Source organism: Streptomyces sp. CO7, assembly GCF_053474865.1.
Map to the genome: position 1 here is coordinate 301,951 of NZ_JBRIOU010000005.1, position 14,061 is coordinate 316,011.

The 14,061-nt window shown below is 73.9% G+C and carries 14 protein-coding genes and 1 tRNA gene; 11 read left to right on the top strand and 4 right to left on the bottom strand.

Annotation, left to right across the window (positions count from 1 at the left end; genetic code table 11):
• The first annotated feature begins 73 nt into the window (after positions 1 to 73).
• A complete protein-coding gene (locus tag ACOV8S_RS19790; RefSeq protein ID WP_448319124.1) occupies positions 74 to 592 on the top strand; it encodes a tyrosinase family oxidase copper chaperone in 519 nt (172 codons plus the stop codon).
• On the top strand, positions 576 to 1,439 hold the full coding sequence (locus ACOV8S_RS19795; protein ID WP_448319125.1) for a tyrosinase family protein: 864 nt from the start codon (positions 576 to 578) through the stop codon (positions 1,437 to 1,439). The genes ACOV8S_RS19790 and ACOV8S_RS19795 overlap by 17 nt, the downstream gene beginning before the upstream one ends.
• A 151-nt stretch (positions 1,440 to 1,590) precedes the next feature.
• On the opposite strand, the gene ACOV8S_RS19800 is transcribed toward ACOV8S_RS19795, so the two are convergent.
• Positions 1,591 to 1,893 (bottom strand): chaplin, encoded by a 303-nt coding sequence (locus ACOV8S_RS19800; protein WP_448319126.1) that lies wholly within the window; start codon positions 1,891 to 1,893, stop codon positions 1,591 to 1,593.
• A 286-nt stretch (positions 1,894 to 2,179) separates the two neighbouring features.
• On the opposite strand from ACOV8S_RS19800, the gene ACOV8S_RS19805 reads away from it, so the two are divergent.
• Both ACOV8S_RS19805 and ACOV8S_RS19810 read left to right on the top strand, forming a co-directional pair.
• Complete coding sequence (locus ACOV8S_RS19805; RefSeq protein WP_448319127.1) at positions 2,180 to 2,782, top strand: class I SAM-dependent methyltransferase; 603 nt, start codon at positions 2,180 to 2,182, stop codon at positions 2,780 to 2,782.
• The gene (locus tag ACOV8S_RS19810) at positions 2,779 to 3,306 is read left to right on the top strand and encodes a hypothetical protein (RefSeq protein ID WP_448319128.1); all 528 of its coding nucleotides are present in this window, start codon (positions 2,779 to 2,781) and stop codon (positions 3,304 to 3,306) included. Before ACOV8S_RS19805 ends, ACOV8S_RS19810 begins: the two co-directional genes overlap by 4 nt.
• Positions 3,307 to 3,423: 117 nt before the next feature.
• Here ACOV8S_RS19810 and ACOV8S_RS19815 read toward each other — a convergent pair.
• A tRNA-Arg gene (locus tag ACOV8S_RS19815) sits at positions 3,424 to 3,496 on the bottom strand.
• Positions 3,497 to 3,765: 269 nt separating this feature from the next.
• Between ACOV8S_RS19815 and ACOV8S_RS19820 the strand changes: the two genes are divergently transcribed.
• The 7 genes from ACOV8S_RS19820 to ACOV8S_RS19850 all read left to right on the top strand — a co-directional run bounded on the left by ACOV8S_RS19820 (position 3,766) and on the right by ACOV8S_RS19850 (position 12,986).
• A complete protein-coding gene (locus ACOV8S_RS19820) occupies positions 3,766 to 5,466 on the top strand; it encodes a dynamin family protein (protein WP_448319129.1) in 1,701 nt (566 codons plus the stop codon).
• 3 nt (positions 5,467 to 5,469) lie between these two features.
• Positions 5,470 to 7,827, top strand: a complete 2,358-nt coding sequence (locus tag ACOV8S_RS19825; RefSeq protein WP_448319130.1) for a GTPase — start codon at positions 5,470 to 5,472, stop codon at positions 7,825 to 7,827.
• A gap of 97 nt (positions 7,828 to 7,924) precedes the next feature.
• Complete coding sequence (locus ACOV8S_RS19830) at positions 7,925 to 8,449, top strand: single-stranded DNA-binding protein (RefSeq protein WP_448319131.1); 525 nt, start codon at positions 7,925 to 7,927, stop codon at positions 8,447 to 8,449.
• Between the two features lie 201 nt (positions 8,450 to 8,650).
• Positions 8,651 to 10,105 carry a thioester domain-containing protein gene (locus ACOV8S_RS19835; protein WP_448319132.1) on the top strand — a complete coding sequence of 485 codons (1,455 nt, stop codon included), beginning with the start codon at positions 8,651 to 8,653 and terminating at the stop codon, positions 10,103 to 10,105.
• 130 nt (positions 10,106 to 10,235) lie between these two features.
• Positions 10,236 to 11,900 (top strand): energy-dependent translational throttle protein EttA, encoded by a 1,665-nt coding sequence (gene ettA, locus ACOV8S_RS19840; protein ID WP_382558583.1) that lies wholly within the window; start codon positions 10,236 to 10,238, stop codon positions 11,898 to 11,900.
• A gap of 7 nt (positions 11,901 to 11,907) precedes the next feature.
• Positions 11,908 to 12,336: an acyl-CoA thioesterase gene (locus ACOV8S_RS19845; protein ID WP_448319133.1), complete on the top strand. Its 429-nt coding sequence runs from the start codon at positions 11,908 to 11,910 to the stop codon at positions 12,334 to 12,336.
• Positions 12,333 to 12,986, top strand: a complete 654-nt coding sequence (locus ACOV8S_RS19850) for a hypothetical protein (RefSeq protein WP_448319134.1) — start codon at positions 12,333 to 12,335, stop codon at positions 12,984 to 12,986. Before ACOV8S_RS19845 ends, ACOV8S_RS19850 begins: the two co-directional genes overlap by 4 nt.
• A gap of 58 nt (positions 12,987 to 13,044) precedes the next feature.
• On the opposite strand, the gene ACOV8S_RS19855 is transcribed toward ACOV8S_RS19850, so the two are convergent.
• Together ACOV8S_RS19855 and ACOV8S_RS19860 are read right to left on the bottom strand one after the other, a co-directional pair.
• Positions 13,045 to 13,455 (bottom strand): globin, encoded by a 411-nt coding sequence (locus tag ACOV8S_RS19855; RefSeq protein WP_108955283.1) that lies wholly within the window; start codon positions 13,453 to 13,455, stop codon positions 13,045 to 13,047.
• Between the two features lie 85 nt (positions 13,456 to 13,540).
• The coding region (locus ACOV8S_RS19860) for an FHA domain-containing protein (protein ID WP_448319135.1) at positions 13,541 to 14,061 on the bottom strand (521 nt) is incomplete at its 5' end.

A 14,061-nucleotide genomic window follows, 5' to 3' on the forward strand; every position in this document is an offset into this window, starting at 1 on the left:
GCCGCCCCTCCTCCCGTGCCGCCCGCCCGGGAGCTTTCGCACGTCACCACCCCGGATCTGCTGGAGAACCACGATGCCCGTCCTGAGGAGCCGGCGGGGCGCACTGCGCCTCCTGCTGGCGACGGCGTTCGCCGCCGTGACCGCACCGGTCGTCGCCGCGGCCGCCTCCCGGCCGCAGACCGCCCACTCTCCGGCTCCCTCCCCGGCCGCGGGCGCGCCGCGCGCGCACCGGCACCGCCGGGGCGCGCCAGGCGCCGCCGAAGCGGTCTTCGACGAGGTCTACCGGGGCCGCCGGATCCGCGGCTTCCGCAGCCGTACCCGTGTCGCCTCCTCCGGGGCCGGCGCCGACTGGCACGTCACGCTGGACGACCAGCCGCTGCACCTGATGCGGCGCGCCGACGGCTCGTACCTGAGCATGGTCGACCACTACGGCTCCTACCCCACCCCCTGGGAGGCGGCCCGGGCCGCCGTGGACCAACTGCGGCCCTGGGAGCGGCTCAGCGGCCTCTCCCACGGGTCCGCGGGCGGCGCCGGCGTTCCCGGGACCGGCGGAGCAACGGGGGAGGGGCGCGGGCATGGTGTACACGCGTAAGAACGTCGGCAGACTCACCACCGGGGAGCGCCGCCGGTTCGTCGGGGCGGTCCTGGAGCTCAAACGCCGGGGCGAGTACGACCGGTTCGTGCTGACGCACATCGAGCACTTCGCCCCCGACGGGGAGAGCGGTCTGCGCGCCGCCCACATGACCCCGTCGTTCCTGCCCTGGCACCGCCTCTTCCTGCTGGAGTTCGAGGAGGCGCTGCAGCGGATCGACTCCGCCGTGACGCTGCCCTACTGGGACTGGACCAGGAACCGCAGTGCCGCCGGGACGCCGTGGACCGAGGACCTGCTGGGCGGCAACGGCCGGCGCTCCGACCGCCAGGTGACCACCGGGCCGTTCGCCCGCCGTGAGGGCTGGGTCCTCGACGTGAACGTCACCGACACCGACTACCTCACCCGAGACCTCGGCCGGTCGCACGATCCGATCACGCTGCCCACCGCGCGGGACGTCGCCTCGGCGCTGCAGGACCCCGTCTACGACACCGCGCCCTGGGACTCCACCGCGACGCGCGGCTTCCGCAACAAGATCGAGGGCTGGGGCCGCGGCGCGGGCTCGGCCTCCTGGCGCAACCACAACCGGGTCCACCGCTGGATCGGCGGCACGATGCTGGGCGCCGCGTCCGTCAACGACCCGGCGTTCTGGCTTCACCACGCCTACGTCGACCTGCTGTGGACCCGCTGGCAGCAGCGGCACCGCCGCTCCCGGTACCTGCCGGCCCGGCCGCCGGGGCGGCGCGACAGCCAGTACGGCCGCGTCGTCGCGCGCTCGGAGCCCGTCCCGCCCTGGGAGTTCACCCCGGCCGACATGGAGAACGTCGCGCAGATCTACGTCTACGCCTGACGGCGGCCTCCCGCCCGCACCCCGTGGCCCCTCGGGGCCTCGGGGCTCCGCGGCATCACGGGCGCGCGGCGTGGCCCGGACGCGCGGGAGGGCCTCGACGGGGAAACCGTCGAGGCCCTCTTCGCATTACCGCAAGAGCGGAGCGGCTTGGTCAGCGACCGTAGCCGTGGCTCTTGTTGTGGTGGTTCTTGTTGTCGTGGTCCTTCTCGAACTCGCTGTCGATCGCGCAGACGTTGCCCGCGGACGGGTTCAGCAGACCGATGATGTTGATGGTGTTGCCGCACAGGTTGATCGGGACGTTGATCGGAACCTGGATCACGTTGCCCGAGATGACACCCGGGGAACCGACGGCCTGGCCCTCGGCCTCGGCGTCCGCCAGCGCCATGCCGGCGCCACCCAGAACCACAGCACCCGTGCCCAGAGCGACAACGGCAGCCTTCGCGATGCGAGACATCACGTACTCCTTCTTACTCGGTGAGGTCGGCAGCAGGTCAACGCCGCCGCACTCCCCCTTCAACGCGCCTCGGTCGTCCTGGTAACGGCATGGTTCGAGGCAATCACCCGTTTTGAACAGGAGGCTGTCGCCGATGGACGAACCATGCCTCCGAACAGGCGGAACACCACCGCCGGACGGGTGAATCCTGCCTCCGGAGAGAAACGTCCGGGAGGTTCCCCGGTCGCGATCCCGGAGATCCGCGACGATCCGCCCGGGTGTCCGAGGGCTGCCCTACCGTGACGCCATGACCCAGGACACGGGCGTCCAGCCCTACTACGCGAGCAACGCGGCCGACCTCGGCGAGCGGTACGGCGGCGTGCCCTTCGAGAAGATCCACGCCGACGTGCTGGACCTGCTGCCGTCCGCACCGGCCCGGGTGGCCGACATCGGCGCGGGCACCGGGCGCGACGTCCAGGCGCTGGCGGAGCGCGGCCACGAGGTGGTGGCGGTGGAGCCGGTCCGCGAGATGCGCGAGGTGGCCCGCCTGCGGCACCCGGCCCCCGGGGTGACCTGGATCGAGGACTCCCTTCCCCGCCTGGCCCGGCTGACCGGCCGGTTCGACCTGATCATGGCGACGGCGGTGTGGATGCACCTCACGCCCGGGAAGCGGTCCGCCGCCATGGCCCGTCTGGCCGAACTCCTCGCCCCGCGAGGCCTGCTGGTGCTCTCCCTGCGCCGCGGCGCCCCGCCGGAGGACAGGGTGATGTTCGACGTCCCCGCCGAGGAGGCCGCCGCCCAGGCCGCCGACCAGGGGCTCGAGCTCGCGCGCCTCACGGAGAACCGCACGGACGGTCTGGGCCGGGCCGGGGTGTGGTGGCAGACGCTCGTCGTGCGGAGGCCGGCGTGACGGCTGGGGGAGGGCAGGGTGCTGCGACCGTCGCGTACGGCGTGGCGGCGGCGACCGGCGTCCTGGAGGAGCTCCGGGGACCGCTGCCGCTGACGGTCGCCGGCGCCGCACGGTGCTTCGCGGCGAAGGGGTGGACGCCGGGCGGCCGGTCCCGTTCCGGGGACGGCGTCCCGACGGGCTGGGACAAGGACGGCGTCCAGGCGTGGATCCTGCCGTTCGGTGACGGGGTGATCCAGGTTTCGTTCGTCGTCCGGATCCGCGACGTCGACGCCTCGGGCTACTTCGACGACGTGGACGCCGTCTACGAGGAAAGCGAGCGGGTGCTGGCGCAGGTGGTACCGCTGATCGAGCGGTCCTCGCTCGCGGGCCGTCTCACTCCGACCGGGCAGGAGGCGACCGGCGAGGACGAGTACATCGCGCTGCACGGGTGGGACCTGGAGGGCCGCGCCCTCACCGCGGGCGCCGTCCAGCACGACGGCGACCTGCCGGTGATGGTCGTGATCACCCTGGAGCAGCCTGCGTGACGCCACCGCCCGGGGCGCCGCGCCGGTCACGGCGCTTGCTCCAGCACCGCGGCGATGGGGGCCGGACATGGCCCGGAAAAGAAATGACCAGCGTTTCCGCTGGTCAGGAGGTGTGAGCGCCCCCGGCAGGACTCGAACCTGCGGCCAAGCGCTTAGAAGGCGCCTGCTCTATCCACTGAGCTACGGGGGCCGGTGTGCCGGCCTCTGTCGTGGTGCCCGGGTCCGGGCATGTCCGTGACGTTGCCGGGGACAAGGATAGGCGTCCCATCCTGTGCGTCCCCATCGCCTCGCCTCCGTGGCTCCTTGTGGAGGTTCGGTGAAGCGGTCCTGATGATCCCAGGCAGTACCGGTTCGCGCAGCGCTTTTCGCGCCTGACGCGCCGGGTGTTGTGCACTCGTTATGCGTGCGACCCGGTCGTCCCTTCCGTATCCGGAGACGGCGGCACGCAGACATGCCCATATGCTTCAGAAAGTCCGTAAAATTGGGCATTCTTCACATGTGGTGACCTTGGACGTACGGCCTCAGCTGCTCGACGCACTCTCCGCCCTGCGGGACCGCGTCGCCGCCGCACGCTTCCCGCTGCCGCTGGCGGGCGCCCCACGGGCCCGGGCCAACCGGGACGAACTGCTCGCCCAGCTCGACGACTACCTGGTGCCGCGCCTGCGGGATCCGGAGGCTCCGCTGCTCGCGGTGATCGGCGGTTCGACCGGTGCGGGGAAGTCCACCCTGGTCAACTCCCTGGTCGGCCGGCAGGTCAGCGAGGCCGGGGTGCTCCGGCCGACCACCCGCACCCCGGTGCTGGTCTGTCACCCGGAGGACTGCCACTGGTTCAGCGGCATGCGGGTGCTGCCCCGGCTCGCCCGGGTCAGGGGCGACGACCCGGCCGAGGATCCGGTGCCGGGCCGGCGCGGCGGCATGCGCGGGACCCGGACCGGACGGGGCGAACGCAAGGGCGGCGGCGGCGCGACGCCGCGGGCGCTGCGGATCGAGACGGCCGAGACGCTGCCGCGCGGGCTCGCCCTGATCGACGCCCCGGACGTGGACTCCCTGGTCGCCGAGAACCGGGTGCTGGCCGCCGAACTGGTCTGCGCCGCCGACGTCTGGATCATGGTGACCACCGCCTCCCGGTACGCCGACGCGGTGCCCTGGAACATGCTGCGCGCCGCCAAGCAGTACGACGTCACGCTGGTCACCGTCCTCGACCGGGTGCCGCACCAGGTGGTGAACGAGGTGTCCCGCCAGTACGCGGCGCTGCTCACCAAGGCCGGGCTGGGCGACGTGCCCCGGTTCACCGTGCCGGAGCTGCCCGAGTCGGCCTCCGGCGGGGGCCTGCTGCCGGCCACCGCCGTGGCGCCGCTGCGCGAGTGGCTGACCGGGCTCGCCGAGGACCCCGCGGCCCGCGGCTACGCGGTGGCCCGCACCGCCCGGGGCGTGCTGGACTCGCTGCGGACCCGCATGCCGGAACTGGCCGGAGCCGCGGCCGCCCAGTACGCGGCCGCGCTGCGGCTCACCAACGCCGTGGACAAGGCCTACGAGACCGAGCACACCCGGGTCCGCGGCCGCATCCAGGCCGGCGCCGTCCTCGCAGGGGACGCGCTCAAGCGGTGGCGGGCCTACCCCCTCGACTGCGACCCCGCGGAGCTGCTCGACGCACTCTGCGACGGCCTGACCGAACTGCTGCTGTGCGCCGTGACCGCCGCCGACGAACGCGCCGACGAGACCTGGCGGCGGGAGCCGGCAGCCGGAGCGCCCGGCCTGCTCGGTGACGCCCCGTCGGACGGCGGCGAGAGCGCGGAGCACCGCATCGGGATGGCCGTGCGGCGCTGGCGGCGGGAGATCGAGGAGTACGCCGAGGACGAGGTGCGCGAGCTGGAACGCGCCGCCGCGCCGGACCCGGAGGGGGTGACCGCGCTGGCGGTCACCGCCCTGCTGGGCGGCCGCCGGGCCCGGTCCTCCGGCGAGCGGCTGGCCGAACGGATCGGCCCGCACGGGGCGCTGCGGCTGCGTGACCGCGGATCGCGGCTGCTCACCTCGCTGGTGGACCGTGTGATCGGCGCCGAACGCGAACGCCGGCTGTCGCCGCTGGAGGCCCTCGACGTGCACGCCGAACCGCAGGCCGAACTGATCGCCGCGCTGTCCGTACTGCAGAAGGAGAGGTGACCGGTGACCGCCGTCACTGACCACGACCCCACGGACCGCCCCGACCGTCCCGGCGAGGGGGGCGACCCCGGCCGGGAACCCGACGGACGGGAGGGCCGGGGGAGCGCCCACGCCGACGAGGCGGCGGACCCGGCCGCCGGCCACGGCGCGGACCCCGAAGCGGGCGACGGCGGCGCGTCCGGGCGTGACGCCTCGCGCCGGCGGACGTCCGCCCGCCGTGACACCCCGCGGAACGACGACGAGACCTCCGGCGGGAGCGGGCCGCGGGGCGGCGACCGTGACGCCGACCCGCGGGAGGCGCGTGAGGAACGTGGGGCGGACCGGGGACGCCCGGCGCGCGAGGCACCCGAGGGACGCTTGGCGTCCGAGGGACGGGGGACGGAGGAGGAACCGGGGACGCACGAGGAACGTGAGGCACGGGATGCGGAGGGGGACCCGGGCGCGGTGCCCGGGACGCACGTGCGGCGGGTCCGGGTGGACGCCCCCCGAACGGCCCGCGCCAGGGCCGATGCGGGCGGCGGTGTCCGCGCCGAGGACCGCTTCGGGGTCCGCAGGGGCGCCGCCGCACCCGGATTCCCCGGCCCCGGCGGATCCCTCGTCCGCCGCGCCGGCCTCGCCACCACCGCTCCGCGGCCGCTCGGCAACCGGCCGCTGATCTCCCGGGTGACGCCGTCCGCCCCCGCCGCCTCCACGCCGCAGGCCGCGGAACCGGTCTACGGGAGCCAGCTCCGGGGCCGGCTCGAGGCGTTGCGCGAGCTGATCGGCATGTCCAGGGCACGCTTGGACAGCCGGGTCCTCGCGGAGGCCGGCCAGGTCCTGGACCGGGCCGCGGAGCGGGGCGCGCTCTCCGGCCGGCACACCGTCGTCGCCATCGCGGGCGCCAGCGGCAGCGGCAAGTCGCAGCTGTTCAACGCCCTGGCCGGGGTGGCCATCTCGGAGACCGGCGTCCGGCGTCCCACCACCGCCGCAGCGCTGACCTGCAGCTGGAGCGACGGCGCCGCCCCGCTGATCGACCGCCTCGGCATCCCCGGACGCCTGCGCCGCCGCCCGCTGCAGAACGCGGAGGACGAACAGCGGCTGAACGGTCTGGTGCTGGTCGACCTGCCGGACCACGACTCGGCCGCCGTCCAGCACCGCGAGCAGGTGGACCGGCTGCTGAAGCTGGTCGACGCGGTGATCTGGGTGGTCGACCCGGAGAAGTACGCCGACGCGGTCCTCCACGAGCGGTACCTGCGGCCGATGGCCGGGCACGCCGAGGTCACCTTCGTCGTGCTCAACCAGGTCGACCGGCTGTCCGGGGAGGCCGCCGACCAGGTCCTCGACGACCTGCGGCGGCTGCTCGACGAGGACGGCATCGCGCTCAGCGAGCACGGGGAGCCCGGCGCGACCGTGCTGGCGCTGTCCGCGCTGACCGGCGACGGCGTGGACGACCTCAAGGACGCGCTCGGCCGGTTCGTGCGCGAACGGGGCGCCGCAGCCCGGCGCATCGCCGCCGACGTGGACGCCGCGGCCGCCCGGCTGCGGCCCGCCTACACCACGGGCGCGCGGGCCGGGCTCAGCGAGGAGGCGCAGGACGAGTTCGCCGACGGACTGGCCGCGGCGGTGGGCTCCCGGGCCGCCGGAGAGGCCGCCGAACGCGCCTGGATGCGCGGCGCCAACCAGGCCTGCGGCACGCCGTGGCTGCGGCTGTGGCGCTGGTACCAGGGGCGGCGCGCCCCGCTCACCACCCGGCGGTTCGCCGTGACCCAGCCCGCGGACGACGAGGCGACGGCCCGGCAGCGGGTGGAACAGGCGGTGCGCACGGTGACCGAACGCGCCTGCCGGGGCATGCCCGAACCCTGGGCGCAGGCCGTGCGCGAGGCGGCGCTGCGGGCCGCCGAGGGACTGCCCGAGGAACTGGACGAACTGTCCCGGACGTCGGCGCCGCCCGGACGCACGCCGAGGCCCTTCTGGTGGCCCGCGGCGGTGCTGGTGCAGGCGGCGATGACGCTGGTCCAGGTCGTCGGCGGGCTCTGGCTGCTGGGGCAGATCGTCGGCGTGCTGGGCGCCGAACTGGGCGTCCCGGTCCTGCTGATGGTGATCGGCATCGTGGGCGGACCGGCGGTCGAGTGGGCCTGCCGGGCGGCCGCTCGGGCCCCGGCGCGGCGCTACGGCCTGGAGGCCGAACTGCTGCTGCGTGAGGCGGCCGAGGAGTGCGGCCGGATCAAGGTGCTGGAGCCGATCGCCGACGCGGTCGCCCGCCACCGCGAGGTGCGCGAGCAGTACGGGGTGGTCAGCGGGGCCGTGCCGGTGGGCGCCGGCGGCCTCGGCGGCAGCCGTTCACCCTCCCGGGTGGGGGAGTTGTCCACAGTCTCACTCTGAGTCCACAGCCCGCGACGGGCCCGTCCCCTCGGCCGCACCCTGGTGGGGAAGCCGAACGGGACGGGCCCGTCGGCGTGCTGGGCGAAAGGGACGAGCCATGAACGAGACGGTGATCTGCGCGGTGGGGAACGTGGCGACGCAGCCGGTCCACCGGGAGGACGAGCGGGGTCATGTCGCCCGCTTCCGGCTGGCCGCCACACCCCGCTACTGGGACCGGGAGAAGGCCATGTGGGTGGACGGGCACACCAACTTCTTCACGGTGTGGACCCGCCGCTCCCTGGCGGCGAACGTGGCCGCCTCGCTGTCGGTGGGGGACCCGGTGGTGGTCCACGGCAGGCTCAAGGTGCGCACCGAGACGCGCGACGGCCAGGGCCGCACCGATGCGGACATCGAGGCGGCCGCCGTGGGGCACGACCTGGCCCGCGGCACCTCGGCGTTCCGCCGCACCACCCGGGCCGAGGCGGCGGCCCCGGCCCCGCCGCACGACGCCGGAGCCGGCGCGGCCCGGCAGGCCCCGGCGGCGCCACCGGCGGCCGCGTGGACCCGGCCGGGTGCGCCTCCCGGCGTGCCGGACGATCCGTGGGGCGTGCAAGCGTCGACGGGCGCGGCCTTGTTGACATGACGTCACCGGAGGTCGTCCGGTTTGGCTCCGGTTGCTCCCGCTTCGGGCGGTAACAATTGCGAGTCGGAACCCCTCCCGCACCAGGCTTCCCGCGGGACGCGGCCGGGCCTTCCCTAGGATGCCGGAGTGGGTCATGGGTCGATGACGCCGCGTACGGCTCCCGAGGCCCGCGTCACCAGGCCCTGACCGGAGGGGAGTTCCGTGAGTTCGTCGTCGTCGCAGACGGGGCGCGCGCGCCGGTCCGGCGCGGTCCGTGGCGCCGTGGTGTCGTTGCTGTCCGGCCTGCTCGCCGTCCAGGGAGCGGACGTCGCTGCCGCCGCCACCGGTGAGGCGGGCGGTCCCACGACGGCGCAGTGGAACGCGGGCGGGGCCTCGGCCGTCGCCGGCGACCTGCGCGCGTTCGGCACCGCGGTGATCCACGGCGAGGACGGCGACCGGGAGGTCCCGGCAGGGCTGTTCGAGCTCTCCGTGGACGGCGGCGGGACCCTGCAGACCTACGGCGTCGACATCGAGCGCACCACCCAGCCCGGTGTCGTCTACCAGGAGAGCGACTGGCGGGGCACCTCGCTCGCGGGCAACCGCGCCGCCGGGCGGATCGTCTGGGTGCTGCGGCACTCCTACCCGCAGGTCGACGACCTCGCCGACCTCGCAGCGCGGGCCCGTGCCAAGGGGCTGACCGAGCAGGACGCCGCGGCCGGCACGCAGGTCGCCGTCTGGCGGCTCTCCGACGGCGCCGACGTGACGGCCGCCGACCCGCAGGCCGAGCGGCTCGCCGACTACCTGGTGAAGAACGCCCGCACGCAGAAGGAGCCCCGCGCCTCCCTCCGGCTGGACCCGCCCGCTGCGGCCGGGCGGCCCGGCGGCCTCATAGGCCCGCTCACCGTCCGCACCGGCGCCGACGACGTGACGGTGGTGCCGCCCGCCGACAACAGCCCGGCGTGGATCACCGACCGGAACGGCAAGACGCTCGAGACGGTGGACGACGGCGACAAGCTGTACGTCGACGTCCCGGCCGAGGCCGACGACGGAGCCGCGACGCTCACCGTCGAGGCCACCACCACCGTGCCGGTCGGACGGGCCCTCACCTCCGACAGCCGCAGCCAGGCCCAGGTGGTCGCCGCCTCCAGCGAGACCACCGTGCGCGCCACCGCCACCGCGGCGTGGCGCCGCGGCGGCGCCGTGCCGGCCGTGTGGGGGCGCGAGCGCTGCGAGGCGGAGGGGTCCGGCAAGGCGTCCGGCCTCGACGTCACCCTGCTCAACCGGGGCGACGAGGACCTGGCCTACCGGGTGTCCGGCACCGACTACGTGCTGGCGCCGGGCGAGCGGCGCACGGTCTCCCAGCCGCTCGCCGAGGACCAGGCGTACACCGTCGGCGTGGAGGCGGCGGACGGCGGGACGATGCGCCCGGTCGTCTTCGGCGGCGTCCTCGACTGCCTCACCGAGAGCGCCGCGGCGGCCGCGCTGCGGACCCAGACGGCGTCCGGGCCGCCCAGCCCGCTGCCCACCGCCGCGCCCCCGGCCGGCGAGGACCTCGCCACCACCGGCGGAGGCGGCGGCACCGAACTGTTCATCTCGATCGGCGCGGGCCTCCTCGTCGTCGGCGCCGCGGTCCTCAGCGTGGCCCGCCGTCGCCCCCAGGACGCCCACCAGGAGTGACGGACCGGCGACACTGCGCGCGCACGCCGCGCGTCGTCGCCCGGACGGGCCGTTTTCGTCCTGGGGTGGCGGTACGGCAAGATGGGGTGTATCTGCCCACCGCGAGTTTCAAGCTGCCGGACGGTTTCTCTTGGCTGAGTTCATTTACACCATGCGCAAGGCGCGCAAGGCGCACGGCGACAAGGTGATCCTCGACGACGTCACCCTTTCCTTCCTCCCCGGGGCGAAGATCGGCGTCGTCGGCCCGAACGGCGCCGGAAAGTCGACCGTCCTCAAGATCATGGCCGGTCTGGAGCAGCCCTCCAACGGCGACGCGTTCCTGACCCCCGGCTACACCGTCGGCATCCTGCTGCAGGAGCCGCCGCTGAGCGAGGACAAGACGGTCCTGGAGAACGTGCAGGAGGGCGTCTCCGAGATCAAGGGCAAGCTCGACCGGTTCAACGAGATCGCCGAGCTCATGGCGACCGACTACTCCGACGAGCTCATGGCGGAGATGGGCAAGCTCCAGGACGACCTGGACCACGCCAACGCGTGGGACCTGGACGCCCAGCTGGAGCAGGCCATGGACGCCCTGGGATGCCCGCCCGGCGACTGGCCGGTCAGCAACCTCTCCGGTGGTGAGCGCCGCCGCGTCGCGCTGTGCAAGCTGCTGCTCGAGGCGCCCGACCTGCTGCTCCTCGACGAGCCCACCAACCACCTCGACGCCGAGTCGGTGAACTGGCTGGAGCAGCACCTCGCCCAGTACGCCGGCACCGTCGTCGCCGTGACCCACGACCGGTACTTCCTGGACAACGTCGCGGGCTGGATCTGCGAGGTCGACCGCGGCCGTCTGCACGGCTACGAGGGCAACTACTCCAAGTACCTCGAGACCAAGGCCACCCGCCTGAAGGTCGAGGGCCAGAAGGACGCCAAGCGCGCCAAGCGCCTCAAGGAGGAGCTGGAGTGGGTCCGCTCCAACGCCAAGGGGCGGCAGGCCAAGTCCAAGGCGCGTCTGGCCCGCTACGAGGAGATGGCCGCCGAGGCGGACAAGATGCGGAAGCTGGACTTCGAGGAGATCCAGATCCCGCCGGGCCCGCGCCTGGGCAACGTGGTCGTCGAGGTGCAGAACCTTCGCAAGGCCTTCGGTGAGAAGGTCCTGATCGACGACCTGTCCTTCACGCTGCCGCGCAACGGCATCGTGGGCATCATCGGTCCGAACGGCGCGGGCAAGACCACGCTGTTCAAGATGATCCAGGGCATCGAGGAGCCGGACTCCGGCGACATCAAGGTCGGCGAGACGGTCAAGATCAGCTACGTCGACCAGAGCCGCGCCAACATCGACGCCAAGAAGACGCTGTGGGAGGTCGTCTCCGACGGCCTCGACTACATCAACGTCGGCCAGGTCGAGATGCCCTCGCGCGCCTACGTCTCCGCGTTCGGCTTCAAGGGCCCGGACCAGCAGAAGCCGGCCGGCGTGCTGTCCGGCGGTGAGCGCAACCGCCTGAACCTGGCGCTCACCCTGAAGCAGGGCGGCAACCTGCTGCTCCTCGACGAGCCGACCAACGACCTCGACGTCGAGACCCTGTCCTCGCTGGAGAACGCGCTGCTCGAGTTCCCGGGCTGCGCCGTGGTCGTCTCCCACGACCGGTGGTTCCTGGACCGCGTGGCGACGCACATCCTCGCCTACGAGGGCGAGTCCAAGTGGTTCTGGTTCGAGGGCAACTTCGAGTCCTACGAGAAGAACAAGATCGAGCGGCTCGGCCCGGACGCGGCGCGTCCGCACCGCGCCACCTACAAGAAGCTGACCCGGGACTGATCGACTCGTGCGCCACCGCTACCGCTGTCCCCTGCGCTGGAGCGACATGGACGCGTACGGACACGTCAACAACGTCGTGTTCCTGCGCTACCTGGAGGAAGCCAGGGTGGACATGCTGTTCCACCCGGACCAGGACCATGCCTTCGCGCGGGGGACGGTGGTGGCCCGGCACGAGATCGACTACAGGCGGCAGTTGGTCCACCGGCACGATCCGGTGGACGTCGAGGTGTGGGTGACGAAGGTCCGCGCGGCCTCGTTCACCCTCGCCTACGAGGTCAAGGACACCGGGTCCGGCGAGGAGCCGGACCTGGTGTACGCCAGGGCGTCGACGGTGATGGTGCCCTTCGACTTCGCGCTCCAGCAGCCGCGCCGGCTGACGGAGGGCGAGCGGTACTTCCTGGAGAAGTACCAGGACGACGAGGCCGCCGCATCATGACGAAGCTCCGGTTCGCCGACGAGGGCGAGGCCGCGGACCTCTGCGCCTTCCTCACCCGGCTGCTCCACTACGACCGCGCGGCGGCGGTGCGGCTCCAGGGCGCCGGGGAGGCGCTGGCCGTCTACGGTAGCCCCGCGTCCTTCGAGGTCCTCGCGGTGCGCGCGGTGCGGCTCGCCGAGCCGGCCGGGCCCTTGGACGTCACCGTATCCGCGGGTGAGCTGCTGGAGGCGGTGGACGAGAGGGCGGCCGCGGTCGTCGTCCCGGCCGCCGTCACCGGTCCGGCGTGGGCCGGGCTGCTGCCGCCGCGTGGCGGCTGGCGCACCGAGAGCGCACCGACGGGCGAGGCACTGCGGGGGCTGGTCGCCGCCGCGGTCGCCGAGTTCCGCGCGCTGGTCGAGCAGATCCCCCCGCAGGAGCGCACCCGCTCCGCACTGGACGGCACCGGGCGCCGCATATGGTCCCGCACCGTCGACGGCACCGGTCTTCCCGTGCGGGCCGTGCACGCCGCGCAGTCCCTCGGCTTCCTGCGCCCCGGGCCGGATCCGCAGATCCTGTCCTGCGGCTCCTGGCTGAGGCTGCGCACCCCCTACGGCTCCGTCGCCGTGCGCCGCGCCGGCCGGCTGGGCGGCCTGGGCGTCGGCGTTCTCTGACACGACCGGCCCGACCGGCTCGGCCCGACCGGCCACCCCATGAAGGGGGAGGCGGGGGTCAGTCCGTCTCGGCGGTGTTCACCATGGAGGCGGCCGCGTAGGTCAGGTAGCTCCAGAGCGTGTGCTCCTGCTCCTCGGTGAGACCCAGGTCGTCGACGGCCGCACGCATGTGCCGCAGCCAGGCGTCGTGCGCCGCGCGGTCCACCTTGAACGGGGCGTGCCGCATCCGCAGGCGGGGATGACCGCGCTGCTCGCTGTAGGTCGTGGGACCGCCCCAGTACTGGATGAGGAAGAGCCGCAGCCGCTCCTCGGCCGGACCCAGGTCCTCCTCCGGGTACATGGCCCGCAGTTCCGGGTCCTCGGCGACCCCCTCGTAGAAGCGGCGGACCAGACGGGTGAAGGTCTCCTCACCGCCGACCTGCTCGTAGAAGGACTCCGTCTGCAGTGTGCCGCGCCGAATCTCTTTCACCCTCCCATCGTCTCAGACGGCCGCACCCGGTCGTCGAGTCCCGTGGACGAACGTCCGGGGACCCGGGGACCGGGTGCGGGTGGTCTCAGCCGCGGTGGACGGTGATGGTCGTCCAGGCGCCGACGTGGACGCGGTCCCCGTCCCGCAGGGGGACGGGGACGAACGGCTGGATGGGTTCCTCCGCGCCGTTCACCGTGGTGCCGTTGGTGGAGTTCTGGTCGATGACCGCCCAGGTCCCGTCGGCCTGCTGCACCAGCACCGCGTGCTGGTGCGAGACGCCCGGGTCCTCCGGCGGCACGGCCAGGTCGATGTCGGGGGTGTCGCCGGTGGAGTGCCGGCGGCGCCCGATGGTGACCTGCGGACCGGTGAGGGTCAGGCTCTGCTCCGGGGAGTACGCGGGCAGGTTGAGCCCGGCGGCCTCCGGTCCGGAGCGCTGCATCATCGCCATGAAGTAGGCGCGGTCCGGTCCGACGGTCGCCGTCCAGGTCGCCTGCTGCGGCGGACCGGGCTGCGGGTAGCCGTACGCGCCGCCGGGACCACCGGGACCGGGACCGGGACCGTGCGAGGGGCCGGGACCGGGCTGGCCCTGGCCGGGTGCGCCGGGCC

Coding starts and splice junctions, on each gene's coding strand:
- ACOV8S_RS19790 (WP_448319124.1), top strand. CDS start 74: ATGCCCGTCCTGAGGAGCCGGCGGGGCGCACTGCGCCTCCTGCTGGCG.
- ACOV8S_RS19795 (WP_448319125.1), top strand. CDS start 576: ATGGTGTACACGCGTAAGAACGTCGGCAGACTCACCACCGGGGAGCGC.
- ACOV8S_RS19800 (WP_448319126.1), bottom strand. CDS start 1,893: ATGTCTCGCATCGCGAAGGCTGCCGTTGTCGCTCTGGGCACGGGTGCT.
- ACOV8S_RS19805 (WP_448319127.1), top strand. CDS start 2,180: ATGACCCAGGACACGGGCGTCCAGCCCTACTACGCGAGCAACGCGGCC.
- ACOV8S_RS19820 (WP_448319129.1), top strand. CDS start 3,766: ATGCTTCAGAAAGTCCGTAAAATTGGGCATTCTTCACATGTGGTGACC.
- ACOV8S_RS19830 (WP_448319131.1), top strand. CDS start 7,925: ATGAACGAGACGGTGATCTGCGCGGTGGGGAACGTGGCGACGCAGCCG.
- ACOV8S_RS19850 (WP_448319134.1), top strand. CDS start 12,333: ATGACGAAGCTCCGGTTCGCCGACGAGGGCGAGGCCGCGGACCTCTGC.